Genomic DNA, 26,582 nt, shown 5'->3' on the forward strand with positions numbered 1-26,582 from the left:
GATTGACATCATTCGAAAGAATTGGGACAATCAGGCTTCCCACACTGGAAACGCCCATGACCGCCCCGATCATTGCCGTCCTCGCCTTCGACGGCATCAGTCCGTTCCATCTCTCCGTGCCTTGCCTGGTGTTCGGCGCCGACCGCACCAGACTTGGCCTGCCGCGCTTTGATTTTCGCGTCTGCGGGGCCGAGGCAGGTATGATCGAGACGGATGCCGGGCTGAGTATCCTTGTCCCACATGGACTCTCCGCGCTCGACGACGCCGACATCGTCATCATCCCGAGCTGGAAGGATCTCGAAGCCCCGCTTGCCAGGCCGATCAAAGAAGCGCTGTGCCGCGCGCACCGGCGCGGGGCGTTGATCGTCGGCCTGTGCCTCGGCACCTTTGCCATTGCCGCGGCCGGCCTGCTATCGGGCCGGAAGGCGACCACGCATTGGGCCTATACGGACCAGTTGCAGGCCTTGCATCCCGACATCTCGGTCGATGCCGATGTGCTCTATGTCGATGACGGCGATATCGTCACTTCCGCCGGGGTCGCGGCCGGGTTGGATTGCTGCCTGCATATCGTGCGTGCCCGCTATGGCGCGGAGGCGGCACTGCGGCTCGCCCGGCACGTCGTGCTCTCACCGCACCGGCAGGGCGGGCAGGCGCAGTTCATCGAACGCCCCGTGGCAAGAAGCGCGAATGCCGACCGCTTCACCCAGGCGCTTGACGCGGTGCGCGCGACGCTCGGCGAAACGCACAGCCTCGACAGCGTCGCCGAATTGGCCGGCCTCACTCGGCGCACCTTCACCCGCCGCTTCCAGAAATCGATCGGCACCAGTTTTGGCGATTGGCTGACCAGCCAGCGCATCGAACTGGCGCAGCGGTTGCTGGAAGCCACGGAGAAATCGATGGATGTCGTGGCCTTCGAGGCCGGCTTCGGCAGCGCCACATCGCTGCGCCAGCATTTCGCCGCGAGGCTGAGGACATCGCCGGCGCAATACCGGCGGGAGTTTTCCAGGCGGGCCGATCAGGGCACGCGCGTGGCGCACGTCCTTTCATCCTGAGCGGCAAAGGCGCCGTATCGATACGGCGCCTTTGCATTCCAACCGCCTGGATCAGGCAACGTCTTGCGACGATGGCGCACGCTTGCGCCCGTGATCATGGCGCGAACCAGAGTCTCGTGGTGACGCAGGCTGGCCAGCAGCACGCCGCCGACATGAAGCCCGATCAGCACCAGGATACCATTGCCCGGGATCTTGTGCGTGTCCTCGACCCAGGCCACGCCCCACCAGGCATCGGCGAGGTTGTCGTGCGCATCGACGAGGACGCCCGGCTCAGTGTGATCAACCAAGGTCCGGTGGTTCCCGCCCCGGAGAGCTTGGTCAAAACGGTACGAACGCGGCGCGACTCGTGCGGAGGGGTCGGGCCTCGGATTGGCCATCGTCAACAAGATCCTGCAACAGATCGATGCGACGCTGGTCCTGTGAACTCGCCAGCATCCGGCCGGCAGGATGGTTTTGAGGCAACGATCCGGTTTCCCAGGGTGTAACGTCAACGACGCTTGACCGGTCGCGCCGGATTGCCGACCACCGTCTCGTTCGCGGGCACATCGCGCGTCACCACGGCACCGGCGCCGACGATGGCGCCCTCACCGATGCTGACGCCGCCAAGGATGATGGCGCTGCCGCCGATCCAGGCATGGGCACCGATCTCGACCGGCCTGGCGATCTCAAGCCCCGCCTGTCGCCCAGCGGCTTCCTTGTGGTGCTCGGCGCAATAGATCTGCACATTGGGGCCAAGCAGCGTTCCCTTGCCGATGCGCACGCTTGCCGTGTCGAGTATGATGCAGCCGGCATTGAGGAAGACCCCATCGTCGAGAACGATGTTGAAGCCATAGGCGCAGTGGAACGGCGCCTCGATGCGGGCGCCCTCGCCCACCCCGCCGAGCAATGCCTTCAGGCCCGGCCCGAGATTGCCGCGCTGCTTTGGCGGCAATGAATTGTGCTCGAACACGGCTTCGCGCGCCGTGACGCGCAGCGCCTCCAACTCGTCGTCGAGGCAAGTGTACCATTCGCCGGCCGCCATCTTCGCGCGCTCGCTTCTGGCCATGGCGTGGTCTCCCATCGACGTCTTTGAAATGCATGAGTTCGGCCGGCACAAAAGCATCAATCCGAGTACTGATCAAATATCGGACCTATGGTAGCCTGCCGTTTCGAGGCCGTTCTGGCCGATGATCGAGGGGATCAACATGCTCTTGCTTCTTGCACTTCTGATCGGCGTCATTGCCGGCCTGCGCGCCATGACCGCGCCGGCGGCCGTCGCCTGGGGCGCCTATCTCGGCTGGCTGCCGGTTGCCGGCACCTGGGCGAGCTTCATGAGCCATTGGGCGGCCGTCGGCATCTTCACCATCCTGGCCATCGTCGAGCTCGTCGCCGACCAGCTGCCGTCGACGCCAAGCCGCAAGGTGCCGCAGCAGTTCGGTGCCCGCATCCTGCTTGGTGCTTTCAGCGGCGCGGTGATCGGTGCGACCGGCGGTTCCACCATAGGCGGCCTGATCGCCGGCGCCATCGGCGCGGTCATCGGCACGTTGGGCGGCGCCGAAGCGCGCGGCCGGCTGGCGGCGGCCTTCGGCAACGATCCGCCCGCCGCCTTCATCGAGGACGCGGTGGCGATCATCGGCGGCCTGCTGATCGTGGCGGCGGTGGCATGACGGCCCAGAGCCTAAACGCAAAGACCTTCGACGCCATCATCATCGGCGCCGGCCAGGCGGGGTCGCCATTGGCGGGCCGCCTGGCCGCCGCTGGCATGAGCGTGGCGCTGATCGAGCGCAAGCTGGTCGGCGGCACCTGCGTCAACACGGGCTGCATGCCGACCAAGACCATGGTCGCCAGCGCCTATGCCGCGCATCTGGCGAGGCGTGCCGCCGACTATGGCGTCACGCTCGGTGGCCCTGTCGGTGTGGATTATCAACGGATCAAGGCGCGCAAGGACAAGGTGACCAACGACGCCCGCGGCAATCTGGAAACATGGATCGCCGGCATGAAAGGCTGCACGCTCTATCGCGGCCATGCGCGCTTCGAATCCGCCAACACGGTGCGCGTCGGCAACGAGGTTCTGACCGCCGAAAAGATCTTCCTGAACACCGGCGGCCGTGCCTCGGTGCCTGACCTGCCCGGCATTAACGACATCGACTACCTGACCAATTCCTCGATGATGGATCTCGACGTGCTGCCACGCCATCTCATCGTCGTCGGCGGCAGCTACATCTCGCTCGAATTCGCGCAGATGTTCCGTCGTTTCGGCTCTGACGTCACCGTCATCGAGAAGAGCCCGCGCCTGACCGGCCGCGAGGACGAAGACGTCTCGGCCACCATCCTGTCGATCCTCGAGAACGAAGGCATCGCGGTCCATGTCGGCGCCGACGGCATCGGCTTCGCCAAGCGAGGCAACGACATCGCGGTGACCTTCTCGGCCGGCAAGCAGCCGGCCGTCGGTTCTCACGTTCTGCTGGCGCTGGGACGCACCCCCAACACCGACGATCTCGGCCTCGACAAAGCCGGCGTCACGGTTGACAGGCGTGGCTTCGTCATCGTCGACGATCAGCTGCGCACCAGCGTGCCAGGCATCTGGGCGATGGGCGACTGCAACGGCAAGGGCGCTTTCACCCATACCTCCTACAACGACTACGAGATCGTCGCCGCCAATCTGCTCGACAATGATCCGCGCAAGGTCAGCGACCGCATCGAGGCTTACGCGCTCTACATCGACCCGCCGCTCGGCCGCTGCGGCATGACCGAGGCAGCCGTAAGGAAATCCGGACGCCGCGCGCTGGTCGGCCAGCGGCCGATGACGCGCGTCGGCCGTGCCGTCGAAAAGGGCGAGACGCAAGGGTTCATGAAGATCCTTGTCGATGCCGACACGCGCGAGATCCTCGGCTGCTCGGTGCTCGGCCCGGGCGGCGACGAGGCGGTGCATTGCGTGCTCGACCTGATGTACGCCAAGGCGTCCGTCGACACTCTGGCCCGCGCGGTGCACATCCACCCCACCGTGTCGGAACTGCTGCCCACGATCGCGCAGGAACTGAAGCCGCTGGTCTGAAATCTATTCGCTATCCGGCCCGCTCAGCTTCGTCTCCAGCCGGCCGAGCAGCAGCATCGCCCCTTTCAGCTCGTCGTCACCGACATCACTGAGCAGATCGGCGCGCAGCACCGCCAGCAGGCGCTCGATCTCGGTCACACGGCCGCGCCCCGCATCGGTGAGCGACAGGATCTTGGCCCGCCTGTCGGCGGCATCCTCGGTGCGCGTCACCAGCCCCTCCTCGACCAGCAGGTCGACGATGCGCACCAGGGACGGCCCTTCGAAACCGAGATGATCGGCGAGGACACCTTGGCGCCGATTGTCACCCAGCCGCGACAGCATCACCAGTGGCATGGCGGTGGCATGCGACAGACCGCAATCGTCGAGCGCCTTGTCGGCCGCGCGCCGCCAAAGCCTTGCGACTGATATAACCAGTTGGCCAAATCTGGCACGATCCGGGTCTTGCTTGGGCATGGCGAAAAAGATAACATGCTATTTATTAGGTTGCGATAAAATTCTTTTCCCTGGCGAAGCCCCAATCGCCAAGAACCGGAAGCCGACGACCGAGCTCCAAAGATCGCCCTGACGGCCCGTTCGGCCGCCGCGACCGCGAGGCGCCGCCCCGGAAAAGCGTGAGGACCGATATGTCGAAACAAGATTCCAACAGCTCTGGCGGCATCTGGCTGCTCGTGCTTTTCGGCCTGGTGCTGATGATCATCGGCCTGCCGCTGCTCTATGGCGGCGTCCAGCTCATCGGTCTTGGCGGCTCCTGGTATTACGCGCTGGCAGGCGCCGGCATCATCGTTTCCGGTTTCCTCTTCGCCTTGCGCCGGCGCGCGGGCTTCTGGCTCTACCTCCTCATCTTCCTCGCCACCATTGCCTGGGCATTGTGGGAGGCCGGGCTGAACTTCTGGCCGCTGGTGCCGCGGCTGGTCGCGCCAGCGGTGCTGGCGGTGATCGCCCTCCTGCTGGCGCCGCTGTTCCCGTCATCGGGCGGCGGCAAGCGCGGCCCGTTCGCCGTTGCCGGTGTCCTCGTGCTCGGCCTGATCGCCACCGCCGCCTACGCCTTCCAGCCGCATGGCGTGATCCGCGATACGGTCGCCGCCAGCGAAGCGCCGCCACTTGCCGCGGCCGCCTCCAGCACCGACTGGCGCCATTACGGCCGCACGCCCGCCGGTACGCGCTATGCGCCGATCGGCCAGATCAACAAGGACAATGTGAAGGACCTCAAGGTCGCCTGGACCTTCCGCACCAGCGATATACCGGTCAAGGGCGCCGAGGACCAGAACACGCCGCTGCAGATCGGCGACACGGTCTACACCTGCTCCTCGAAAAATGTCGTCAACGCGCTCAATGCCGAAACCGGCGAGCCGCGCTGGAAATTCGACCCGAAGGCTTCGGCGCCGCTGTGGCAGCGCTGCCGTGGCGTCAGCTACTACGAGCCGGCGGCCGAAGCCGCGGCCAGTGGCGCCCCAGCGGTCTGTGCCGGACGCATCGTCATGACCACCATCGATGCGCGGCTGATCGAGATCGATGCCAAGACCGGCCAGCCCTGCGCCGACTTCGGCCAGGGCGGCACCGTCGACCTCAAGCAAGGCATGGGCGAGGTGAAGGCCGGTTTCTATTTCCAGACGTCGGCGCCCACCGTCATGCGCGACCTGATCATGGTCGGCGGCTGGGTCTGGGACAATGTCGAGACCGGCGAGCCGTCCGGCGCCGTCAGGGCCTTCAACGCCAGGACAGGCGATTTGGTATGGGCCTGGGACCTTGGCAATCCGGCGATCACCAAACTGCCGCCGGAAGGCCAGAGCTACACGCGCGGCACGCCCAACGTGTGGTCGACGCCGAGCTATGACGACGCGCTCGGCCTCGTCTATTTGCCGACCGGCAACGCCACGCCCGACTTCTTCGGCGCCGAGCGCAGCAAGGCGGCGGAGGACTACACCGCTTCAGTCGTCGCGCTCGACATCGCCACCGGCCGCGAACGCTGGAAATTCCAGACCGTGCATCATGACCTGTGGGATTATGACCTTCCCTCGCAGCCGGCGCTCTATGACGTGCCCGACGGCAAGGGCGGAAAGGTACCGGCGCTGATCCAGGTCACCAAGCGCGGCCAGATCTTCATGCTCGACCGCCGCGACGGCAAGGCGATCGCCGAGGTGCAGGAAAAGCCGGTGCCGCAGGATGGCGGCGCCAAGGAGGATTTCCTGTCGCCGACCCAGCCCTATTCGGTCGGCATGCCTTCGATCGGCGATCAGCCTTTCACCGAGGCCAGCATGTGGGGCGCCACCCCGTTCGACCAGCTCTATTGCCGTATCGGCTTCAAGAAGCTGCGCTACGAGGGCGAGTTCACCCCTCCAGGTCCGACGCGTTCGCTGCAGTTTCCCGGCTATTATGGCGGCATGAACTGGGGCAGCGCCTCGATCGACGAGGCCAATGGCTACCTGATCGTCAACGATATCCGCATGCCGCAATTCGTCGAATTGCTGCCGCGCTCCGTGGCCGACAATTATGGCCCCTCGGCGGCGCATGACGGTCTGGGCACCCAGCTCGGCACGCCGTATGGCGCGCTCAAGAACGGCTTCATGTCGCCGCTCGGCGTGCCCTGCCACCAGCCGCCCTACGGCACGATCAGCGCCATCGACCTGAACACGCGAAAACTCGTCTGGCAGATTCCGGCCGGCACGCTGCAGGACACCGGCCCGCTCGAGATGAAGACCGGCCTGCGGATCCCGATCGGCATGCCGTCGCTCGGCGGCCCTGTGACGACGGCGGGCGGGCTCGTCTTCTATGCCGGCACACAGGACTACTATCTGCGCGCCATCGACGTCGCCACCGGCGAGGAGCTTTGGAAAGGCCGCCTGCCGGTCGGCGCGCAGGCAACGCCGATGACCTACACCTCGCCCGAAAGCGGCCGCCAGTTCGTCGTGGTGTCGGCGGGTGGCGCGCGTCAGTCACCCGATCGTGGCGATTACATCATCGCCTATGCCTTGCCGAAGGCGCCATGATCGGGAAAAGCTTGTTCCCCCAAGGCTGATCACCAACGAGGCGCTGCGGCGCCTCGTTTCAATCTGCTCCACGCTTTCTGCATCGCTGCAATGCAGCAATATACATTGCGCCCGGCACGGCTCCTCGCGCAGACTAAAAATTGAACCGATTCAGTCTGGACGTCCCATGCCCTTGCCGATCCTTGCGCTTGCCATTGCGTCTTTCTGCATCGGCACCACCGAGTTCGTCATAATGGGCCTGCTGCCGGAGGTCGCCGCCGACCTTCGCGTGTCGATCCCGTCGGCCGGCCTGCTGGTCACGGGCTATGCCTTGGGCGTCGTCTTCGGGGCACCGATCGTCGCCATGGCCACCGCGCATCTGCCGCGCAAGCCGGTGCTGGTCGGGCTGACGGCTTCATTCGTCGTCGGCAATCTGTTTTGCGCCATCGCGCCTGATTATTGGACGCTGATGGCGGCGCGTGTCTTCACCGCTTTTGGGCACGGCGCCTTCTTCGGCATCGGCTCGGTCGTTGCTGCGAGCCTGGTGCCGCGCAACAAGCGCGCCAGCGCCATGGCGCTGATGTTCGCCGGCCTGACGCTTTCGAACATTCTGGGCGTTCCCGCCGGCACAGCCCTTGGCGAAGCGTTCGGCTGGCGCTCCACATTCATCGCCGTGGTCGGCATCGGTCTGATCTCGGTCGCGGCCATCGCCTGGCTGGTGCCGTCCGATGTCACTGAGCCGAGCGGCGGTGGCCTGCGCGGCGAGTTGCGCGTGCTCGGCAGGTTGCAGGTCTGGCTGGCGATGCTGATCGCCTCGCTGGCCTCGGCCAGCCTGTTTGCCGTGTTCACCTACATCAAGCCCTACCTGACCGACGTGTCCGGCCTGTCGACCTCCGCCGTTACCTGGGTGCTCCTGTTGTTCGGCGCCGGCATGACGATCGGCAACATCATTGGTGGGCGGCTGGCCGACTGGAAGCTGATGCCGACCGTCATCGGCACGCTGCTGTTGATGGCGGTGCTGTTTGTCGGTTTCATGCAGTTCGGCGCCATCGCAAGTGTGGCCGTCGGCATCGTCTTCCTGTGGGGATTGCTCATCTTCGTCGTCGTGCCGCCACTGCAGATCCGCGTCGTCGAGGCGGCCTCGGAAGGGCCAAACCTTGCCGCCACGCTGAACCAGGGCGCCTTCAATGTCGGCAATGCCGGCGGCGCCTGGATTGGCGGCGTGGCCCTGTCGGCCGGCGTTTCCTACGCCAATCTGCCGCTGGTCGGCGCGGTGCTCGCCTTGCTGGCCGTCACCGTGGCAGTGCTGTCGCAGGCATTGGACCGGCGCGCGCCTGTCCCGCTCCAGGCTGCCGCGGAATAGACGTCTCTTCCGTCAGAGGGATGGAAAGCTTGCGCCCATAGCGCGGCCGGCTGGACCAATCGACATCGACAGCCTCAAATGGGCATGTCTTCTTGCTCTTGATGGAGGAAGTCATGCAGAAATCGATCGAACGCATCGCCGGTGACAGCGAAGGCGTTTCCTACGAATTCCCGGTATTCCGCTTCACAGGCGGCGACAAGGCGGCGCCCTCGGCCTATCTGCAGGCGGCACTCCATGCCGGTGAACTGCCAGGCGTCGTCGCCATCGACGCGCTGATGCCGGCGCTGAACAAGGCGGAGGCCGAAGGCCGCATCAAGGGCAGTATCACCATCGTGCCATGGGCCAACCCGATCGGCCGCGCGCAATATCATTTCGGCGAGCACCAGGGCCGCTTCCATCTGGGCACCCGCACCAACTTCAACCGCGGCTTTCCGCTGCTTGCGGCGCCCGACGCCAAGCTCTTGCCGGACACCTCGTTTGGCGGCGCCGACCAGCGGCTGAAGTCACGCCTGGTGCAGCTGTCGCTGGGCCACGACATCGTGCTCGACCTGCACTGCGATGACGAAGGTCTTGCCTATCTCTACGTCCACACCAGCCTGTGGCCGGCCATGGCCGATTGCGCCGCAGCCATGGGCGTCGATGCGGTCGTGCTGTGGAGCGAGGATACCGACGGCACCTTCGAGGGCGCTTCGATCATGCCGTACCAGAACGTTCCCGCCGATGTGGCCAAGTTCGACCGCCGTGTCGCCACCACGGTCGAGTATCGCGGTATCCTCGATGTCGATGGCGTCCTGGCCAAAGCCGATGCCGAAGGCCTCTACCGGCTGCTGGTGGCGCGCGGCGTGATCGCCGACAGCGCGCTCCCCGCACCCGGCCCCTTCACCGGCACCGTGGCCCCCCTGGAAAACATCGATATGATGCCCGCGCCCCGGGCGGGTGCTGTGCTCTATGACGTCAAGCCCGGCGACCGTGTCGCCAGGGGCACGCGCCTCGCCACCATCGTCCACGCGCCGGGCGAAGCCGATGGCCGCACGGAAGTGTTCGCGCCGCAGGACGGCATCATCCTGACCCGCCGCTCGCGCCGCATCATCCGCGCCGGCGAGGATCTTCTGAAGCTGGTCGGCGACAGGAAGAGCGCCGACGCAAGGTCGGGTACGCTCGAGGATTGACCTAGCCAGAAATGGCCAGCCGCGCCTTGGCCTCCAGCCATTCCGCCATCTGCCGGTAGGGCACCGGGCCATGGCTGATACGGGCGACGCCGAGTTCGGCCAGCCGCTGGCGCGGCGGCACATGTGCCAATGCGATGATGTTGACCGGCAGTGCCGTGGCCTTGCAGAGCGCCTCGATGAGGCCCTCGTCGCCGAGACCCGGCGCGAAGAAGCCGCTTGCTCCGGCCTTTTCATAGGCATGCGCCCGCTCGATCGCTTGGTCGAGCAGCGCCTTGTCATGCGCATCGGGCTTGGCCTTGAGGAAGATGTCGGTGCGGGCGTTGAGGAAAGCCGGAATACCGGAGGCCTTGACGGCAGCGGCGGCCGCTTCGACCCGCTTCACCTGCATGCCGATGTCGTGCAGGCCCATGCCGCCAACGATCTGGTCTTCGAAATTGAAGCCGATGGCACCAGCCTGCAAGGCCTGTGTCACCGTCTGGGCAACGACCCCCGGTTCGACACCATAACCGCCTTCGAGGTCCATCGTCACCGGCAGGTCTACCGCCGCCACGATACGCTTGATATTGTCGAGCGCCAGCTCCAGCGGGATCTTCTCGCCGTCGGCATAGCCGAACGCTGCCGCGACCGGCCAGCTTCCGGTAGCGATGGCCTTGGCGCCGGCCTTCTCGACGATCTTGGCAGAGCCCGGATCCCAGGCATTGTAGAGAACGATGGGGTTGCCCTTGACGTGAAGGGAATGGAACGTCCGCGCGCGCTCGGCCTGTTCGGTCATTGGTGTTTCCCGTCTTCGCAGTGTTGAAGGTCCAGCCTAGACGCGACCGCCGGCCCTGGCGATGTGCCATGAACCTGGGAAGCGGCGGCCACCGAAGAGGCTTTTCAAATCAGTTGCGCATCCAGTTTTTCGCCGCTATGGATTTTGCCATGAACATGCGTTCGACCAAGACCATTTGGTGGTGGGCCTGCTGACAGCGGCCTGTTCGAACGCGCGTGCGTGAAAAGAGAGGGTGGCCGCAACGGAAAGTCCGGGCGGCCATTTGTTTTTTCCAAGCCAGTCCCGGGTCCGTTGCCCAACAAGCCAGATGGAGACGGCAATGACGATGAAGGTTCTGGAAAACGGCGCGGAAAGCTTCGTGACCGCAGGTGGCATCACCATCACCCGCGAGCGCCACGACCGGCCCTATGCAGGCGCGATCGACACTTACGTCGACGGGCTGAATTCGCGCCGCGGTGCCGTGTTTTCCTCGAATTACGAATATCCCGGCCGCTATACGCGCTGGGACACGGCCATCATCGACCCGCCTCTGGTCATCTCCGCGCGCGGTCGCGCCATGCGCATCGAGGCGCTGAACGGGCGTGGCGAAGCGCTGTTGCCGGTCATCGGCAAGACGCTGAGCGGCCTGGCTGATGTCACCATCGCCGAGACGACCAGCAAGCTGATCCGCCTCGATGTCGCCAAACCGGGCCGTGTCTTCACTGAAGAGGAACGCAGCCGCGTGCCTTCGGTCTTTACCGTGCTGCGTGCCATCACCGCTTTGTTCAAGACGGCGGAAGACGCCAATCTCGGCCTCTATGGCGCCTTCGGCTACGACCTGGCCTTCCAGTTCGACCCGGTCGACTACAAGCTCGAGCGCAGGGAGAGCCAGCGCGACCTGGTGCTGTTCCTGCCTGACGAGATCCTGGTCGTCGACCACTATTCGGCCAAGGCCTGGACCGACCGCTATGATTATTCAGGCGAGGGTTTTTCGACCGAGGGCTTGCAGCGCGACGAAATCGCCGAGCCGTTCCAGACCGCCGACCGCATCCCGCCGCGCGGCGACCATGAGCCCGGCGAATATGCCAACCTTGTGCGGCGCGCGATGGACTCGTTCAAGCGCGGCGACCTGTTCGAGGTCGTTCCCGGCCAGATGTTCTACGAGCGTTGCGAGACGCAGCCATCCGAGATTTCGCGCAAGCTGAAGTCGATCAACCCTTCGCCCTATTCGTTCTTCATCAATCTGGGCGAAGGCGAATACCTGATCGGCGCCTCGCCGGAAATGTTCGTGCGCGTCAACGGCCGCCGTGTCGAGACCTGCCCGATCTCCGGCACCATCAAGCGCGGCGACGACGCCATTTCCGACAGCGAGCAGATCCTGAAGCTGCTCAACTCCAAGAAGGACGAATCCGAGCTCACAATGTGCTCGGACGTCGACCGCAACGACAAGTCGCGGGTCTGCGAGCCGGGCTCGGTACGCGTCATCGGCCGCCGCCAGATCGAGATGTATTCGCGCCTGATCCATACCGTGGATCATATCGAGGGCCGGCTGCGCGAAGGCATGGATGCCTTCGATGCCTTCCTCTCGCATGCCTGGGCGGTCACCGTCACCGGCGCGCCGAAACTGTGGGCGATGCGCTTCATCGAGCAGAACGAGAAAAGCCCCCGCGCCTGGTATGGCGGCGCCATCGGCATGGTCAATTTCAACGGCGACATGAACACCGGCCTGACGCTGCGCACCATCCGCATCAAGGACGGCATCGCCGAGGTGCGCGCCGGCGCCACATTGCTGTTCGACAGCATCCCCGAGGAAGAAGAAGCCGAAACCGAATTGAAGGCATCCGCCATGCTCTCCGCCATCCGCGACGCCAAGACGGGCAATTCCGCCAGCACCGAGCGCACCACCGCGCGCGTCGGCGACGGCGTCAACATCCTGCTCGTCGACCACGAGGATAGTTTCGTCCACACGCTGGCCAACTACTTCCGCCAGACCGGCGCCAATGTCTCGACCGTGCGCACGCCGGTGCCGGAGGAAGTCTTCGAGCGGCTGAAGCCGGATCTCGTCGTACTATCGCCCGGACCCGGCACGCCGAAGGGTTTCGACTGCGCCGCCACCATCAAGAAGGCGCGCGCCCGCGACCTGCCGATCTTCGGTGTCTGCCTCGGCCTTCAGGCGCTGGCCGAGGCCTATGGCGGGGAACTGCGGCAGCTGCATATCCCGATGCACGGCAAACCCTCGCGCATCCGCGTCTCCAAGCCGGGCATCATCTTCTCCGGCCTGCCCAAGGAAGTCACCGTCGGCCGCTACCACTCGATCTTCGCCGATCCGGTGCGGCTGCCCGATGACTTCATCGTCACGGCGGAGACAGAGGACGGCGTGATCATGGCCTTCGAACATCGCAAGGAGCCGATCGCCGCGGTGCAGTTCCACCCGGAATCGATCATGACGCTCGGCCACAATGCCGGCATGCGCATCATCGAGAACATCGTCGCCCATTTGCCGCGCAAGGCAAAGGAAAAGGCAGCCTGACGAAATGGTCGGAGCCGAGAACGCCATGACGATCGCGACGAAAGCCGCCGGCAAGCGCAAGGTCGCCAACCTTGCCTTCTGGTCGATCGTGATCGCCTTTGTCGTACTCGCGCTGAAGGTCGCCGCCTGGTACGTCACCGGCTCCGTCGCGCTCTATTCGGACGCGCTGGAATCCATCGTCAACGTCATTGCCTCGGTCGCCGCCTTCTGGGCGATCCAGGTCAGCTACAAGCCGGCCGACCAGGACCACCCGTTCGGCCATCACAAGGCCGAGTACTTCTCGGCCGTGCTTGAAGGCGTGCTGATCGTCGTCGCCGCGCTTTTGATCCTGAACGAAGTCTGGCGCTCCTGGCAAACGCCGGCGCCGCTCGAGCAGCCCTGGAAAGGGCTTGCCATCAACGGCGTCGCCACCGCCATCAATGCCTTCTGGGCCTGGACGCTGATCCGCGTCGGCCGGGCCGAGAAGTCGCCGGCGCTGGTCGCCGACGGCAATCACATCATGACCGATGTGGTGACCTCGATCGGCGTCTTCGGCGGCCTGGTCGGGGCGATCCTGACCGGCTGGCAGATCCTCGATCCAGCCCTTGCCGTCATCGTCGCGCTCAACATCCTGTGGCAGGGCTGGCACGTCATCGGGTCGTCGATGAACGGGCTGATGGACCGCGCCGTCGACACGCAGGAACATATGCGCATCCGCGACATCATCTCGGCCAACTGCAAGGGCGCGCTGGAGGTGCACGACCTCAAGACCCGCATCGCCGGCCGCGCCACCTTCATCGAGTTCCATCTGGTCGTCGACGCCGACATGTCGGTCGGCGCCAGCCACGTCATCTGCGACCGCATCGAGGACGCGCTGAAAGCCGAAATCCCCTCGGTGCGCGTCACCATCCATGTCGAGCCCGACGATGAGGCGAAGTTGCCCAAGGGTACGACCGCCGTGCCTTTCGCCTGACGCGATTCCTGGTACGACCTTGGAAATTTAGCCGAAGCCTCTCGACTTCGTCATCCACGGGCGGAGCAGGAGCGAAGCGACGCGGCGCAGACCATAGGATCCATGCCGGGTCTCGGAAGCGCTGCTACGGTGCAGAATTCTGCGCCGCTTCATTCTTCGTCCCAGGTCGCGGCATGGATCCTCGGGTCTTCGCGACGGAGCTGCGCTCCTGCTCCGCCCGAGGATGACGAGGCGATAGGCTTAGCTCCCGAAAACGTCCGCGCCGAGTAATTCGTCGCTATCGGCCGTCTAAGGCCGCCTCGACAAAATCATCGTCAAGCGGTCCAGTCAGACGGTCGAGCCAGTCCCAATCCTGCGCAAGCGGTTCGAGAACGACCGCTCGGCCCTCGCGGCGGATTGAAACCTCGCTGGTTTCGAAACGATATTTCTTCGGCAGACGTACCGCTTGCGATCGGCCAGACCAAAAGACCTTCGCCTTATCCATTTGCGCTCCTCCATCCGAGCTCAAGGTGCGCAGGCCGATTGCGGCATAGGCTCCAGCCGATAGACCTTGTCGTCCGACTTCGTCTTGCCGTCGGTGGCCTTCGAGCACAGATCGACGATCGCCAGGCTGCTATTGGGGTTGGCCAGCATCATCATGCCGTTGGCGCCGCGCTTGAGGAAGATCTCCTTCTGCGCGATGTCGCAGGAGAAATTGCTCATCTTCGCACTCGCGGCGCAACGCCACTGGTCGGCCTCGCCCTGGCAGGAATAGGTCTGCGTGACCTTGGCGCCATTCTTTCTGGCCGTCACTGAGACGGCAATGTCAGCGCCGTCGGGCCAGTTGGCGGCGTCGCCCCCTGAGGCGAAGGATGCCAGTTCCACGGGTCCGCGGAACACCCGGATCGACTGCGTCAGCTGGTTGGGGTGCGAACTCATATGCGCCGCGTCATAGTCCCGCCCATAGCAGAACGGCTGGTCCGGCTTCAGCCGCACGCGCAACGGGTCCCCGAGCGCCGGATCGATGGGATCGATGCGTGCGAACTCGGCCTTGCAGGTCGCGGCCGGCATCGGGTCGAGGCGGAAATTGTCATCCTCCGGGCCGAGCGCCTGGCGGTTGTATTCCGCCTTGCCAAGCTGCTCCTCCGAGTCCGGATCGAGGTAGATATCGGAGGACAGGTCAGAAAGCAGCAGCCGGCCCTTGTCGTCGACCTTCAGCGAGGCCAGCGTACGGTCGCAATCCATGCCGCAGCGGATTGGACCTGATGTGCCGTCCCCGGATTCATGATTGCACCAGCCGCCGGCCCATTCCGGCGCCTTGGCGCCACGCACCGTGGTGGAGAGAAAGCCATTGTACGACGTGACGGCGTTTGCCGTGGGCTCTTCGTTCGGCCGGCTGACCGGATCATGGCCGTAGTAGAAGAAGATCCGCGTCACCTTCTGCTTCGGATGCGCCTTGAGATGGGCCGCGTCATAGACCCGGCCGAAACAGGCATCCGCCCCGTTCGGGCTGAGTTCCCTCAGTTTAAGCGTGTCGCCGGCGACAGCCGTGCCCAACAACAAACAGAGCAGCACCACGCCAAATCCAGCGCCCGCAATTATCTTCCATTCCCCTGCCCTGAACGTCACGTGACCCCTCCTCGCATCGACAGGACGCAGCGTCAATTTATGCTAGTATTGCGGCCGGAGCCATGCAAATCGCGGTGAAATTGGAGGAGGAAGCCATGCGCCGGCGTGACATGTTCCGCGCGGTTCTTGCCGGAACCGCAACGTTTCTTGGCTTGCGGGCGGTGCGGGCGGCGGCCACCGAGCCCGCCAGGCTGAAGGTCGCCTATCACCTGAGCGATGTGGACAAGGTCAATTTCGTGCTCGGCAACATCAAGAACCACTATGAGGGCACCGGCGGCAATGTCGACATCGTGCTGGTGGTGCATGGCCCGGCGCTGGCCGCCTTCAAGTCGAAGGGCATATCGGCCGCGGTCTCCGGCCGCTTCGCCGGCCTGATGCGGCAGGGGCTCGAGCCGCAGGCCTGCGCCAACACCATGCAAGGCATGGACATTTCGCTCGCCGACCTGCTCGACGGCTTCCATGCCGCCGACAAGGGCGGCGTCGTCAAGCTCGCGGAACTGCAAAGCCAGGGCTATGCCTATCTCCGGCCATAGTGCACAGTCTCGGCCATGGGACCTGGAACGGCAGCTCCCATTGAACCCTCCGGAGGACCGACAGTGCCCACCACGACCGCGCTTACCATCCCCGATCTCGCCGGCAAGGCGGTGCTGGTCACCGGCGCCTCGACCGGCATAGGCGCGGCACTCGCACTGGCCTATGCCGCCCAGAAATCCAAGGTGGCGCTGCATTACAATTCAAGCCAAGAGGCCGCCGAGAAACTGGGCAAGACCATTCGCGACAGCGGCGGCGAGGTCTTCCTCGTCCAGGGTGATTTTTCCTTGCCCGCCGATGTCGAACGCGTTGTCGAGGACAGTGCGCGGCATTTCGGCCGTCTCGACGGACTGGTCAACAATGCCGGCGGCATGCTCGGCCGGGTTCCCTACGCCGAGCAGACCGAAGCACATTACGACGCGGTGATGGACCTCAACGCGCGCTCGGTGCTGACCGCCTCTCGAAAGGCAATCCCGTGGCTGAAGAAGCAGGGCGGCTTCATCGTCAACACCTCCTCGATAGCCGCGCGCAATGGCGCGGGCGGCGGTGCCGGTCTCTACGGGTCGGCCAAGGCCTTCGTCTCCAATGTGACGCGCGGCATGGCCAAGGAGCTGATCGGCTTCGGCATCCGCGTCAACGCCGTGGCGCCTGGCACCATTCTCACCCCGTTCCACGAGCGCTATTCGACCGAGGAGCAGATCAAGGGCATGGTCGCCACAATTCCGCAGGGGCGGGCCGGCACGGCGCAAGACTGCGTCGGCGCCTATCTGTTCCTCTCGTCCGATCTCTTGAGCGGCTACATCACTGGCCAGGTGATCGAGGTGAATGGCGGCCAGTTGATGCCGTGACCGGGCAATTGCATACTGGTGACCCATATACTCTTGTCGGAGACTTCAAAGGGAGGCGAAGGAATGTATGGACTGATCGGCAAGATGCGGGCGGCGCGCGGCCAGCGCGACGCGGTCATGGATGTGCTGCGTGACAGCACCGGCGCCTTGCCGGGTTGCCTCAGCTACATCATCGCCACCGATCCGGCCGATGCCGATGCGATCTGGGTCACCGAAGTGTGGACCGACGCCGAAAGTCACAAGACTTCACTGCAGCTTCCGGAAGTCCAGGCGGCCATCGCCAAGGCCCGACCGTTCATCGCCGGCTTCGAGTTCCAGGTGGAGACCCACCCCGTCGGCGGCTTCGGGTTGGTCGACGGCAAGACGGGCTGAGCCGGACGGACGGCTCGATACCTGCTCCGAGCACAGATCTCGCGTCATATCGATACGGTGAACGGTGATAGCCGCGGGTTTCGCAAGCTCAGTCCTAGCGACCCGTGATGGCAATCGTGGAAGGCATTACCCTGCCGACAACGGACGATATTGTGGCTCGTTACCCTGGTCCCATCCGAAAGTTCTGATCAAGGCTTTGGAATCGCGCTTCATTTCTCGGCATTGCGGGGTTCGCATCACGCCGCTCCAGGTCTAAGACCGAAGAATGGATTCCTCGGCCGAGTCTCCACCCCCGGACCAGCCTGCCACCGAGCGCATGGCGCGGATGGGCAAGCCTTGGCAATGGCTGGTCCTGCTCGCCATCTCCACCCTGTTTGCCGGTGCGCTCGAGCTCGCCGCTCTGCCGGCGGCGCTGCTGATCGGGCCGATGCTGGCGGCGATCGTCGCCGGCACCAATGGCGCCACGGTGCGCGTGCCGCGCCTGCTGTTCGGCTCCGCCCAGGCCATTGTCGGCTGTCTCGTCGCCGCATCGATCTCGGCCGACATCTTTCCCGTCTTCTACGCCGAGTGGCCGCTGTTCCTGGGCGTTGTAATCGCCACGGTCGCGGCCTCCAGCCTGCTTGGCTGGCTGATCAGCCGCTGGCGCATCCTGCCCGGCACCACCGCCGTCTGGGGTTCCTCGCCGGGCGCGGCCACCGCCATGGTGCTGATGGCGGGCGCCTTCGGCGCCGACCAGCGCCTCGTCGCCTTCATGCAGTATCTGCGCGTCATCTTCGTTTCGATGACGGCCGCCATCGTCGCCAAGATGTGGGTCGACACGTCGGGCATCGAAATACCGCCCATCATCTGGTTTCCGCCGATCGATGCCCAGGCCTTCGCCGCCACATCAGGAATCGCGCTGGTCGGCGGCCTGGCGGGCAAGCTCTGCCGGCTGCCCTCGCCCTTCTTCCTCGGCACCTTCATCTTCGGCAGCGTCATCCATCTCGGCCTGGGTGTCGAGATGCAGTTGCCGCCCTGGTTGCTGGCTGTCAGCTACGCCATGGTCGGCTGGTCGATCGGGCTGAATTTCACCAGGCCGATCCTGCGCCATGCGACGCGGGCCTTGCCCCAGATCATCGCCTCGATCGTGGCGCTGATCGCATTCTGTGGCGGGCTCGCCTTCCTGATCAGCCATCTCCTGGGCATCGATCCGCTGACGGCCTATCTGGCGACCAGCCCCGGCGGCATGGACAGCGTGGCCATCATTGCCGCCGCGGCGCAGAACGTCGACATCTCTTTCGTCATGGCGCTGCAGTCAGCGCGCTTCCTGATCGTGCTGCTCGTCGGCCCGAGCGTCGCGCGCCTGGTGGCCAGGAGCATCCGGGATTGATCGGCCTCAGCGCCATCGGCGCCCTATTCCTCGCCGCCGCCATTCTCGCCTTGCGCGCCGCGGCGCCAATAGGCGGTGACCACATGCCCGTCGCGTGGCAACCCCCACTCGATAGCGCTTCAAACGAAGCCGCCGAAAAATCCTAGCCTCGTTGCCATCACGGGGCATACCACCGCGTCGCCGGGGTTTCCACCAAAAACTTCACCTAAGTATTCATATTTTATCGGGACGCCGGAGAAGACCCTATCCGGCCTCCGCCGGCTCGGCTTTGCCATCATCGTGATCGAAGCGGAGACGTCCGGCCTCGATCCGCACGCGCAAGCGGCGATACCTCGCGAGATAGCGAACCCCGACGAGAGCCGCAGCAAAGCCGGCAATGGCGGCCACGCCAAGCGCCCAGCGTGGACCGACATCATCGGCCACCCAGCCGACCACCGGGGCGCCGAGAGCGGTACCGCCCAGCGTTGTGGCCAGCAGGATCGCCATCACACGCCCGCGCATGGCAGGTTCGGTCGAAAGCTGCACCAGGCCGATGGTCGAAGTGGTCATCGTCTGGGCCGAGACGCCGATGACAACGAGCGCCAGGCCGAACAGCCAGTAATTGGGCATGATCGCGGCCAGGCTGAAGCCAAGGCCGAAGATCGCGGCACCCGCCAGAAGAAACGCCAGGCGGGGCTGCTCGCGCCGGGCCGCCAGCAATGCCCCGGTGACCGATCCGATCGCCATGGTCGACGTCAACAGCCCATACTGGCCGGCACCCGCGTGAAAGACGGAAACTGACATGGTCGAAATGAAGATCGGGAAGTTGAGCCCGAACGTGCCGATCAGGAAAAGCATCAAAAGGACGGCTTTAAGGTCAGGACGCTTCCAGACATAGGCAAAACCCTCGGCAAGGCTGCCGCGGCTCCGCTGCGTCTTGTCCTTCAGGTGAAGCTCACTGAGGCGGAGCAGGCCGAGCGAGGCAAGGACAGCGGCAAACGATGCCGCGTTGATCAGGAACACCCAGCCGGAGCCGACGGAGGCGATAAGGGTGCCGGCGACGGCAGGGCCGATCATGCGCGCGACATTGAACGAGGTGGAATTCAACGCCACGGCATTCGACAGATCCGTCTCGCCGACCAGATCTGAGACGAAGGTCTGGCGCGCTGGTGCGTCGAACGCCGTCGTGCAGCCAAGCAGGAATGCGAACACATAGACGTGCCACAATTGGACGAGCCCAGCGACGGTGAGCAGGCCAAGACCGAGCGCGATCAGGCCCATGGCGGCTTGCGTGGCGAACAGCAGCTTGCGCCGGTCGAGATGATCGGCGGCAAAGCCCGTCCATGGCAGCAAGAGGATCTGCGGCGCGAACTGCAGCGCCATCACCACACCCATGGCGGTCGCGTTGTTGTGGGTCAGTTGGGTCAGCACCAGCCAGTCCTGGGCGGTGCGCTGCATCCAGGTTCCCACATTGGACACGATCGCGCCGCCGGCCCAGATCCGGTAGTTGAAATTGGCCAGCGAACGGAACGTGCCTTTTGCCGGGTCGCTCATCCGTCGGCCGGGGCATTGCCGCCGTTGAAGCGGCCGAACATGCGCGCCATTGCTACCCCCATGAGGAGGGTGCCCAAACCCAATGCGACGACATCAGCCGTGGATCGCAGGTCGAAATCTCCGACACGGACCACCAGGAGATAACCGACCGCCAGGTTCAGAAATCCCCACAGGGCATTCACTGTCGAGGAGGAATGGCCCTGGCCGCGCGGCTGGGCAAAGGGGCTTTGAAAAGGCCGCCCCATCACGCCGCTGACGAAATGCGGCACGGCATTCGTCAGCACGGCGCCACCAAGGAAATAGGACACACAGTCGATCCATTGCATTGTCAGGCACCTCCCTTGTCCAAGAGATCGAGGATGTCCCGTGTCGTGCCGTTTTCGCCCAGCCTGGGGAAAATATGCCCGATGCTGTTGGTGTGGGCATCGAGGTTCATATCGGTCATGGCATCGATGGCGAGCGTAACGTTGAACCCGAGATCGCGCGCGTGACGGGCGGTCGCTTCGACGCCCATGCTGGTGGAGACGCCTGATATCACCACCTGGGTGACGCCCTCGCCCTTCAGCCAGGCTTCGAGGCCGGTGTTGACGAAGGCGTCCACAGTGCGTTTGGTCACGATGTGATCCCACCGCTGCTGCTTCAGCTCAGGGACAAGATCAGTCCAGCCGGCGGGAAATTCCCGCACGCGCGGCGCCTGCTCCGTCCGGCCCGAAGGGGCGCCGGCGACGTTGACGAGCACGACCGGCAAGGCGCGGCCGCGGAACGCGTCGGCGAGCGCGCCGGCCCGCTGTACGACGTCGCCGATGGGATGGGCACAGGGTAGCGAAACGATGCCCTTTTGCAGATCGATGACGATGAGTGCGGTCTTCGGGTCAAGCGTGGTGACTGCCATTATGCTTCCTTTCGGCGATCGAAGGGCGGCGTGGATCGTGGATATTGAAGGGTCAGGAGTCAGCGAGCCGTTTCAACAATTCGACGGCGCCCGCGAGTTGCTCCTGCTCCTCGCGGTCAAGGTTCGCCTGGATGGCGCGGAACAACCAGTCCTGTCGTGCCGCCCGCCCGGTCGCGATCATGTCCAGGCAAGCAGACGTAAGCGACAGGAGGACCTGCCGGCCATCGGCCGGATCCGGCGCGCCTTCCACCAGACCGGCCAGTTGCAGAGCCGACACAATGGCGCCCATCGACTGCGGACGCATGTCCTGGGCGCGCGCCAGCGTCGTCACCGTCGCCGGACCCTCGCGCTCCAGATGCAGCAGCGCCGACTTCTGCGAAGTGGTCAGATCACCGGTATCGGCCTGTTCGCGCAGCCGCCGGATCAGCCTGCCGGCCACCACCCGAAGCTCGGCCGCCAGGGCCAGCGCATGCGCGGCTTTGGGATCGTCCTGCGGGGGCAATTGATCTTTCATGGCGGGCTTGTACTAGATACGAAGCTAAACTTCAAAGTTTGACTTCGCATCTGAAATCACAAGACCGTGACCTCTGGCCGGTCGAAGACCGTGACCTCTGGCCGGTCGAAGACCGTGACCTCTGGCCGGTCGAAGACCGTGACCCCGGGCCGGTCGAAGACCGTGACCCCGGGCCGGCCTGTGGCCGTGACCCCGGGCCGGCCGAAGGCCGTGCCCCCTGGGCCTGCCTATCGCACCACGGCGAGGCGCTCGGGAAGAAAATCGACGAGGACGCGCACCTTCGGCGACAAATGGCGATTGGACGGCCACAGCATCCGGAACTGGCCACGGCCATCGACATGATCGTCCAGCACGGTGCACAGCCTGCCGTCACGCAACGCTTCCCGGACCAGGAAATCGGGCATGCAGCCGATACCAAGGCCGGCGATCGTGGCGCCCTTCAAGGCTTCCATGTTGTTGCAGGTCAGCATCGAGCGTGGGTCGGAGCGATCGGCGATGAACGGCCACTCCTGCAGCTTGCCGCTGTTGGGGAAGCGGAAGCGGATGCCGAAATGCCGGGCGAGATCGGCCGGCACCCTCGGCGTGCCATGACGCTCAAGGTAGGAAGGCGCGGCGCACAACAGCAGCCGGAACGGTGCGAGCGGACGCGCCACCAGGCGGGAATCCGGCAGCTCGCCGCTGCGGATGGCGACGTCGATGCCTTCCTCGATGACATCGACGATGCGATCGTTGAAATCGATATCGAGTTCGATCTCGGGATAGCGGGCCATGAACTCCGACAACACCGGCAGCAGCAGATGATAGGTGACGATCGGGGTCGAGACCCGCAGCCGTCCGTGCGGCATCTCCCGCGTCCGCGACAGCATCGCCTCGGCATCGTCGATGTCGTCGAGGATGCGGCGCACCCGCTCGTTGAACAGCCTGCCCTCTTCCGTCAGCCCGATGCGTCTTGTGGTGCGCTGCAGGAGGCGCACGCCGAGTTCCTGTTCGAGCCTGGCGACACTCTTGCCAACGGCGGAGGCGGAGATGCCGAGCGCACGCCCGGCGGCGATGAAACTGCCGAGTTCGGCCGTGCGGGCGAAAGCCAGGAGGCCACTGAGACGATCCATCGCGTTCCCATTCGAGCGTTTCAGTCCGGTATATCAGGAGATATAGTAGCATTTTTCCTGAAAGGCCACCGACCTATCTTGTGGCTGCGACCGGCGCCGCAACCCACGCGCCATGCCGGCGATGCTTCTTCAGATAGGAAAATCCATGACCTTGCAGACCACAACCGGCCCGACCGCGAGATGGCTCGTGCTCTTGTCGGTATGCCTTGCCGCGATGACGATGCCCTTGACCTTCACCGGCCCGGCCGTCGCGCTCTCCCGCATCGCTGCCGATCTCGGCGGCAGCCCGATCGCACTCAACTGGGTGACAAACGCCTTCATGCTGACCTTCGGCGCCGGCCTGATGGCATCGGGAGCGCTGGCTGACAACCACGGCCGCAAACGCGTCTTCCTTGCCGGCCTCTGCCTTTTTGTCGTGGCATCACTCGGCGCGATGCTGGCGCCCGAAATCGCCTGGTTCGACATGTTCAGGGCCGCGCAAGGGATCGGCAGTGCCTTGGCCTTCGCCGGCGGCGCCTCGGCACTTGCCCAGGAATTCGAAGGGCCGCTGCGGCTGCGCGCCTTCTCCTTCCTCGGCACCAGTTTCGGCATCGGCCTGGCCTTCGGCCCCATCGCCTCGGGCCTGCTCATCTCCGCATTCGGCTGGCGGTCGATCCTTGTTCTGGTGGCAGTGCTCGCGATCGCGGCGGCAGCCCTCGGCCTGCGCACCATCAGGGAATCGCGCGACCCGGATGCGACCGTGCTCGACTGGGCGGGAGCCGGCACCTTCACCATCGCGCTGGCCGCGCTGACCTATGGTGTGCTGCAGGCGCCGCAGGTCGGCTGGACCGATCCCGTCGTCATCGCGTTGCTGGTGGCGGCAGTGCTCTTCTTCGCGGCCTTCATCATCGTTGAGCGGCGCGTGCGCCGGCCGATGCTCGATCTCACCCTGTTTCGCTTTCCCCGCTTCGTCGGCGTCCAGTTCCTGGCGGCGGCACCAGCCTATGGCTTCGTCGTCCTGCTGGTGCTTTTGCCGATCCGCTTCATCGGCATCCAGGGAATGAGCGAGGTCAAGGCCGGACAATTGATGATCTGCCTGTCGGGGCCACTGCTGATCCTGCCCTTGCTCGCCGGCCAATTGGCGCGCTGGATAGCACCGGCCACGATCTGCGGCGTCGGTCTGCTCATCGCCGCCGCCGGCCTCGTCTGGCTGAGCCTGACACCACCGGTTGCCGTCGCTCTGGTGGCGCCGCTGATGCTGATCGGCGTCGGCATCGCTCTACCCTGGGGATTGATGGACGGGCTCGCCGTCAGCGTCGTGCCGAGGGAGCGCGCCGGCATGGCGGTCGGCATCTTCAACACCACCCGTGTCGCCTGCGAGGGCGTGGCGCTGGCCATCGTCATGGCGACCCTGTCGGGCTTCACCGCGACACAACTCGCTCCTCGAGGCGCATCTTCCGCGGATACGGCCGCCGCGGCGCAGTTGCTTGTCACCGGCAATGTCGGTGAAACGGCGCAACATCTGCCATTGGCCAATGCCGGCGTGCTGGTGCAAGCCTATGAGACGGCGTTCGATCGGCTGCTGGTCGTGCTGGCCGTAATCACCATCGCCACCGCCCTTGTCGTCTTCCTCGGCCTGCGGCGCGGATCGGCGACTGAACACGAGACTGTTTCGCTGCCGGTCTGCCAGGAAGGGTAAGTTGCCCAGGCGTCCGCCAAGTGATGGCGAGGCAGTCGACCCGCCGCTGGATGTCAATGGACCTCAGTCGAGCCTGTGCATCAGGTCATCATCCAGCCAGCGGCCGAAGAAATAGACCAGCTGCTTGTGCCACCATGGCCAGTCATGGCTGACATCGCCCCCCCAATAGTCGACCCAGGCCGGAATCGACTTGTCGCGCAGTATCTGCTCCAGCTGGCGCGTCTCGACCAGCATGCGCTCTTCCCAGGCGCCCTGCCCGCAGCAGAAGATCAGCCTCAGCGCCTTCAGCCGGGCCAGCAGCTTGGGGTCGACGATGCCGGGCAGATAGTCGAGCGGCGAGTTGTAGAAGATATCGCCCTCCAGCGCCTTGCCGAAGAAATCGCGGGCCGAATAGACACCCGACAGCGAGATGACGCCGCTGGCCAGCTCCGGAAAGCGGAAGACGAAGTTCGAGGAGTGGTAGCCGCCCATCGAACAGCCTGAAAACAACGGCTTCAGCTTGCGCCCGCCATTGGCGGCCGCCGCGGTGGACAAGAATTCCGGCAGTGCCTCCTCGCGCACGTAGCGGAAATAGGCCTCGTGCCGGGCGATGCGCTGCGCGGCGTCGTGATGCTTGTCGAAGAAGGATTCAGAATCGACGCCGTCGACCGTGAACAGCTGGATGCGGCCGGTGTCGACGAATTCGGCCAGTGCGCCGACCCCGCCGGAATCCTCGAACTGATAGAACCTTCCCTGCGAGGTCGGGAACACCACCACCGGCCGGCCGGCATGGCCGTAGCGCTTGTATTCCATGTCGCGGCCGAGCTTGCCCGAGAAATGCTTGTGATAGGAGATGTCCATCGCCTTCAGGCCTTTTCCGCATGGATATAGGCGACCGCTTCACGCAGATCAGCCTGATCCTTCGAGCGCATCTGGTAGGCGTAATTTCCCATGGCGCGGCTGAAAACCTCTTCTATCGGCTGATGGTGGACGATCTTGTCGCGGTGCGCCGCTAGCACGTCCTCATGGCTGTGCAAATAGTGGAGGTGCCGCTTGCGGCTGGCATAGGCGGTGAAATATTTGCCCTCATAGGGCCCGCCGGCGGCGTCCTTGACCACCATATCGGCCCATGCCGCGTAGACGTCGATATCGAACGTGTAGTTGATCGCATCGGTCATCCAGGCGCCGGGCGGCCGCATGTTGACCTCCAGCGCGATGATCCGGTCGTCCCTGGTCTCGAACAGCTCGATGTGGAAGAAGCGCTCGCGCACGTCGAACGCCTTCAGGATCTTGCGTCCGGCCTCCTCGACGACAGGTCGGATCCGGGGAAAGCAGGTGTAGCTCATGTGGCGGTCCTTGTTGACCACCTCCATGACGCTCTGGTCATAGCGGTGGCTGGCCGCCAGCACCACCTCGCCGTCGCGGTTGACCAGCCCGTCATAGGTCACCACCAGCCCTTCGATGAACTGCTCCATGACAAAGGTCACGTCCTCGGGCTTGTCCCGGAAGAACTGGTCGAGCTCCCTGGCGTTGGAGATCTTGAAGGTGTTCGAAGCCCCGGAGCCCGAATCCGGCTTCACCACGACGGGATAGCCGACGCGGCGGATGAAGGTCATGGCGCCGGCGCGGTCGGAGCATTTGCGCTGCGCGATCGTCTCGACGCCGCTCTTGCGGAAGAAGGCGCGCATGCGGCTCTTGCGCTTCAGGTTCTTCACGAAATCGAGCTTGGTGCCGTAGATGTTGAAATCGGTGCGAATGTTGGCTTCCAGTTCCAGCCAGTGCTCGTTGAGCGATTCGAAGCGGTCGATGCGGCCCCATTTGTGGATGAAATGGCCTATCGCCCGGAACACCGCATCGTAGTCCTCCATGTCGGCGACACGGTAATATTCCGAAAGCGCTGCCTTCAGCTTGCCGTCCAGCGCGTCATGGGGCGCATCGCCAATGCCGAGCACGGTGGCGCCCGCCTTCTTCAGCCGGTCGCAGAAATCGGCGCCGTTGGCGGGGAAATGCGGCGAGAAGAACACGAAATTCATGGACGACCCCCTTCCCGGCGATGGTGCACCGCAACCCTCCGGCGCCCAAGTCTGGCGCATTTGCGGCGCGCGGGAAAGAGCACCCGCATCAGGGATAACAATCGACGGATCCCGGCCCGCTTGCCTCTCACGGGCCGCTCCTGTATGAGAGCCGGCATGAACACGCGCGCCACCACCGCTTCCCGTCAGACCGGCTTTGCCGGCGAGACCGTGCGCGCGTTTGCCTCGACCCTGCTTCTTCTCGGCCTTATCGGCGATCGCCGGGTTCGCTGAAGGAGCGCCCGGCGGTCGAACCGCCG

Annotated in this window: 27 protein-coding genes; 14 read left to right on the plus strand and 13 right to left on the minus strand. The window is 64.8% G+C overall.

Features of this window, described 5'->3' with window-relative positions; translation table 11 throughout:
- Nucleotides 1-56 precede the first annotated feature (56 nt).
- Nucleotides 57-1,052 (plus strand): GlxA family transcriptional regulator, encoded by a 996-nt coding sequence (locus AC07SZ_RS21370; RefSeq protein ID WP_056578070.1) that lies wholly within the window; start codon nt 57-59, stop codon nt 1,050-1,052.
- On the opposite strand, the gene AC07SZ_RS21375 is transcribed toward AC07SZ_RS21370, so the two are convergent.
- Both AC07SZ_RS21375 and AC07SZ_RS21380 read right to left on the minus strand, forming a co-directional pair.
- Nucleotides 1,016-1,339 (minus strand): hypothetical protein, encoded by a 324-nt coding sequence (locus AC07SZ_RS21375; protein WP_494915706.1) that lies wholly within the window; start codon nt 1,337-1,339, stop codon nt 1,016-1,018. The two genes, AC07SZ_RS21370 and AC07SZ_RS21375, sit on opposite strands and share 37 nt — an antisense overlap.
- A 200-nt stretch (nt 1,340-1,539) precedes the next feature.
- Entirely contained in the window at nt 1,540-2,097 is a 558-nt protein-coding gene (locus AC07SZ_RS21380) for a sugar O-acetyltransferase (RefSeq protein ID WP_494915707.1), read from the minus strand.
- A gap of 139 nt (nt 2,098-2,236) precedes the next feature.
- Between AC07SZ_RS21380 and AC07SZ_RS21385 the strand changes: the two genes are divergently transcribed.
- On the plus strand, nt 2,237-2,698 hold the full coding sequence (locus AC07SZ_RS21385; protein ID WP_172372308.1) for a DUF4126 domain-containing protein: 462 nt from the start codon (nt 2,237-2,239) through the stop codon (nt 2,696-2,698).
- Complete coding sequence (locus AC07SZ_RS21390; RefSeq protein WP_494915708.1) at nt 2,695-4,086, plus strand: FAD-containing oxidoreductase; 1,392 nt, start codon at nt 2,695-2,697, stop codon at nt 4,084-4,086. The genes AC07SZ_RS21385 and AC07SZ_RS21390 overlap by 4 nt, the downstream gene beginning before the upstream one ends.
- A gap of 3 nt (nt 4,087-4,089) precedes the next feature.
- On the opposite strand, the gene AC07SZ_RS21395 is transcribed toward AC07SZ_RS21390, so the two are convergent.
- Entirely contained in the window at nt 4,090-4,539 is a 450-nt protein-coding gene (locus AC07SZ_RS21395; RefSeq protein WP_494915709.1) for a MarR family winged helix-turn-helix transcriptional regulator, read from the minus strand.
- Between the two features lie 170 nt (nt 4,540-4,709).
- Here AC07SZ_RS21395 and AC07SZ_RS21400 point away from each other — a divergent pair, with 170 nt between their 5' ends.
- The 3 genes from AC07SZ_RS21400 (at nt 4,710) to AC07SZ_RS21410 (ending at nt 9,584) form a co-directional block, all read left to right on the plus strand.
- Entirely contained in the window at nt 4,710-7,073 is a 2,364-nt protein-coding gene (locus AC07SZ_RS21400; protein ID WP_494915710.1) for a membrane-bound PQQ-dependent dehydrogenase, glucose/quinate/shikimate family, read from the plus strand.
- 166 nt (nt 7,074-7,239) lie between these two features.
- Nucleotides 7,240-8,415: an MFS transporter gene (locus AC07SZ_RS21405; RefSeq protein ID WP_065005141.1), complete on the plus strand. Its 1,176-nt coding sequence runs from the start codon at nt 7,240-7,242 to the stop codon at nt 8,413-8,415.
- Nucleotides 8,416-8,528: 113 nt separating this feature from the next.
- On the plus strand, nt 8,529-9,584 hold the full coding sequence (locus tag AC07SZ_RS21410) for a succinylglutamate desuccinylase/aspartoacylase family protein (RefSeq protein ID WP_056578365.1): 1,056 nt from the start codon (nt 8,529-8,531) through the stop codon (nt 9,582-9,584).
- A 1-nt stretch (nt 9,585) separates the two neighbouring features.
- On the opposite strand, the gene AC07SZ_RS21415 is transcribed toward AC07SZ_RS21410, so the two are convergent.
- Nucleotides 9,586-10,356, minus strand: a complete 771-nt coding sequence (locus AC07SZ_RS21415; protein WP_056578083.1) for an isocitrate lyase/PEP mutase family protein — start codon at nt 10,354-10,356, stop codon at nt 9,586-9,588.
- A gap of 68 nt (nt 10,357-10,424) precedes the next feature.
- On the opposite strand from AC07SZ_RS21415, the gene AC07SZ_RS21420 reads away from it, so the two are divergent.
- The 3 genes from AC07SZ_RS21420 to AC07SZ_RS21430 all read left to right on the plus strand — a co-directional run bounded on the left by AC07SZ_RS21420 (nt 10,425) and on the right by AC07SZ_RS21430 (nt 13,817).
- Nucleotides 10,425-10,550 (plus strand): hypothetical protein, encoded by a 126-nt coding sequence (locus AC07SZ_RS21420; RefSeq protein WP_494915711.1) that lies wholly within the window; start codon nt 10,425-10,427, stop codon nt 10,548-10,550.
- Nucleotides 10,551-10,675: 125 nt separating this feature from the next.
- Entirely contained in the window at nt 10,676-12,865 is a 2,190-nt protein-coding gene (locus AC07SZ_RS21425) for an anthranilate synthase (protein WP_494915712.1), read from the plus strand.
- Between the two features lie 4 nt (nt 12,866-12,869).
- Nucleotides 12,870-13,817 (plus strand): cation diffusion facilitator family transporter, encoded by a 948-nt coding sequence (locus tag AC07SZ_RS21430; RefSeq protein ID WP_056578085.1) that lies wholly within the window; start codon nt 12,870-12,872, stop codon nt 13,815-13,817.
- Nucleotides 13,818-14,094: 277 nt separating this feature from the next.
- Here the strand turns inward: AC07SZ_RS21430 and AC07SZ_RS21435 are convergent, their stop codons facing one another.
- Complete coding sequence (locus AC07SZ_RS21435; RefSeq protein WP_027030711.1) at nt 14,095-14,301, minus strand: antitoxin; 207 nt, start codon at nt 14,299-14,301, stop codon at nt 14,095-14,097.
- Nucleotides 14,302-14,321: 20 nt separating this feature from the next.
- Nucleotides 14,322-15,425, minus strand: coding sequence for a hypothetical protein (locus AC07SZ_RS21440; RefSeq protein ID WP_494915713.1), 1,104 nt, complete (start codon nt 15,423-15,425; stop codon nt 14,322-14,324).
- Nucleotides 15,426-15,520: 95 nt separating this feature from the next.
- On the opposite strand from AC07SZ_RS21440, the gene AC07SZ_RS21445 reads away from it, so the two are divergent.
- From AC07SZ_RS21445 to AC07SZ_RS21460, 4 genes are all read left to right on the plus strand, one after another.
- Entirely contained in the window at nt 15,521-15,958 is a 438-nt protein-coding gene (locus AC07SZ_RS21445; RefSeq protein WP_056578369.1) for a DsrE family protein, read from the plus strand.
- A 63-nt stretch (nt 15,959-16,021) separates the two neighbouring features.
- A complete protein-coding gene (locus AC07SZ_RS21450) occupies nt 16,022-16,804 on the plus strand; it encodes an SDR family NAD(P)-dependent oxidoreductase (protein WP_056578089.1) in 783 nt (260 codons plus the stop codon).
- A 63-nt stretch (nt 16,805-16,867) separates the two neighbouring features.
- Nucleotides 16,868-17,176, plus strand: a complete 309-nt coding sequence (locus AC07SZ_RS21455) for a putative quinol monooxygenase (protein ID WP_056578090.1) — start codon at nt 16,868-16,870, stop codon at nt 17,174-17,176.
- 265 nt (nt 17,177-17,441) lie between these two features.
- Complete coding sequence (locus tag AC07SZ_RS21460; RefSeq protein ID WP_172372280.1) at nt 17,442-18,545, plus strand: AbrB family transcriptional regulator; 1,104 nt, start codon at nt 17,442-17,444, stop codon at nt 18,543-18,545.
- Nucleotides 18,546-18,788: 243 nt separating this feature from the next.
- Here AC07SZ_RS21460 and AC07SZ_RS21465 read toward each other — a convergent pair whose 3' ends face one another.
- The 5 genes from AC07SZ_RS21465 to AC07SZ_RS21485 all read right to left on the minus strand — a co-directional run bounded on the left by AC07SZ_RS21465 (nt 18,789) and on the right by AC07SZ_RS21485 (nt 22,593).
- The gene (locus tag AC07SZ_RS21465) at nt 18,789-20,078 is read right to left on the minus strand and encodes an MFS transporter (protein WP_056578094.1); all 1,290 of its coding nucleotides are present in this window, start codon (nt 20,076-20,078) and stop codon (nt 18,789-18,791) included.
- Nucleotides 20,075-20,404 (minus strand): hypothetical protein, encoded by a 330-nt coding sequence (locus tag AC07SZ_RS21470; RefSeq protein WP_056578096.1) that lies wholly within the window; start codon nt 20,402-20,404, stop codon nt 20,075-20,077. Before AC07SZ_RS21470 ends, AC07SZ_RS21465 begins: the two co-directional genes overlap by 4 nt.
- Nucleotides 20,405-20,406: 2 nt before the next feature.
- Entirely contained in the window at nt 20,407-20,970 is a 564-nt protein-coding gene (locus AC07SZ_RS21475; RefSeq protein ID WP_065005139.1) for a cysteine hydrolase family protein, read from the minus strand.
- 52 nt (nt 20,971-21,022) lie between these two features.
- On the minus strand, nt 21,023-21,472 hold the full coding sequence (locus AC07SZ_RS21480) for a MarR family winged helix-turn-helix transcriptional regulator (RefSeq protein ID WP_494915714.1): 450 nt from the start codon (nt 21,470-21,472) through the stop codon (nt 21,023-21,025).
- 239 nt (nt 21,473-21,711) lie between these two features.
- Nucleotides 21,712-22,593 carry a LysR family transcriptional regulator gene (locus AC07SZ_RS21485; RefSeq protein ID WP_494915716.1) on the minus strand — a complete coding sequence of 294 codons (882 nt, stop codon included), beginning with the start codon at nt 22,591-22,593 and terminating at the stop codon, nt 21,712-21,714.
- Between the two features lie 145 nt (nt 22,594-22,738).
- Between AC07SZ_RS21485 and AC07SZ_RS21490 the strand changes: the two genes are divergently transcribed.
- Nucleotides 22,739-24,271 (plus strand): MFS transporter, encoded by a 1,533-nt coding sequence (locus AC07SZ_RS21490; RefSeq protein WP_494915718.1) that lies wholly within the window; start codon nt 22,739-22,741, stop codon nt 24,269-24,271.
- A gap of 63 nt (nt 24,272-24,334) precedes the next feature.
- On the opposite strand, the gene AC07SZ_RS21495 is transcribed toward AC07SZ_RS21490, so the two are convergent.
- On the minus strand, nt 24,335-25,111 hold the full coding sequence (locus tag AC07SZ_RS21495; RefSeq protein ID WP_056578104.1) for an esterase family protein: 777 nt from the start codon (nt 25,109-25,111) through the stop codon (nt 24,335-24,337).
- Between the two features lie 5 nt (nt 25,112-25,116).
- Complete coding sequence (locus AC07SZ_RS21500; RefSeq protein ID WP_056578107.1) at nt 25,117-26,283, minus strand: ATP-grasp domain-containing protein; 1,167 nt, start codon at nt 26,281-26,283, stop codon at nt 25,117-25,119.
- Between the last annotated feature and the right edge of the window lie 299 nt (nt 26,284-26,582).

It is taken from the genome of Mesorhizobium sp. GW821-FHT07A06, from assembly GCF_059419085.1.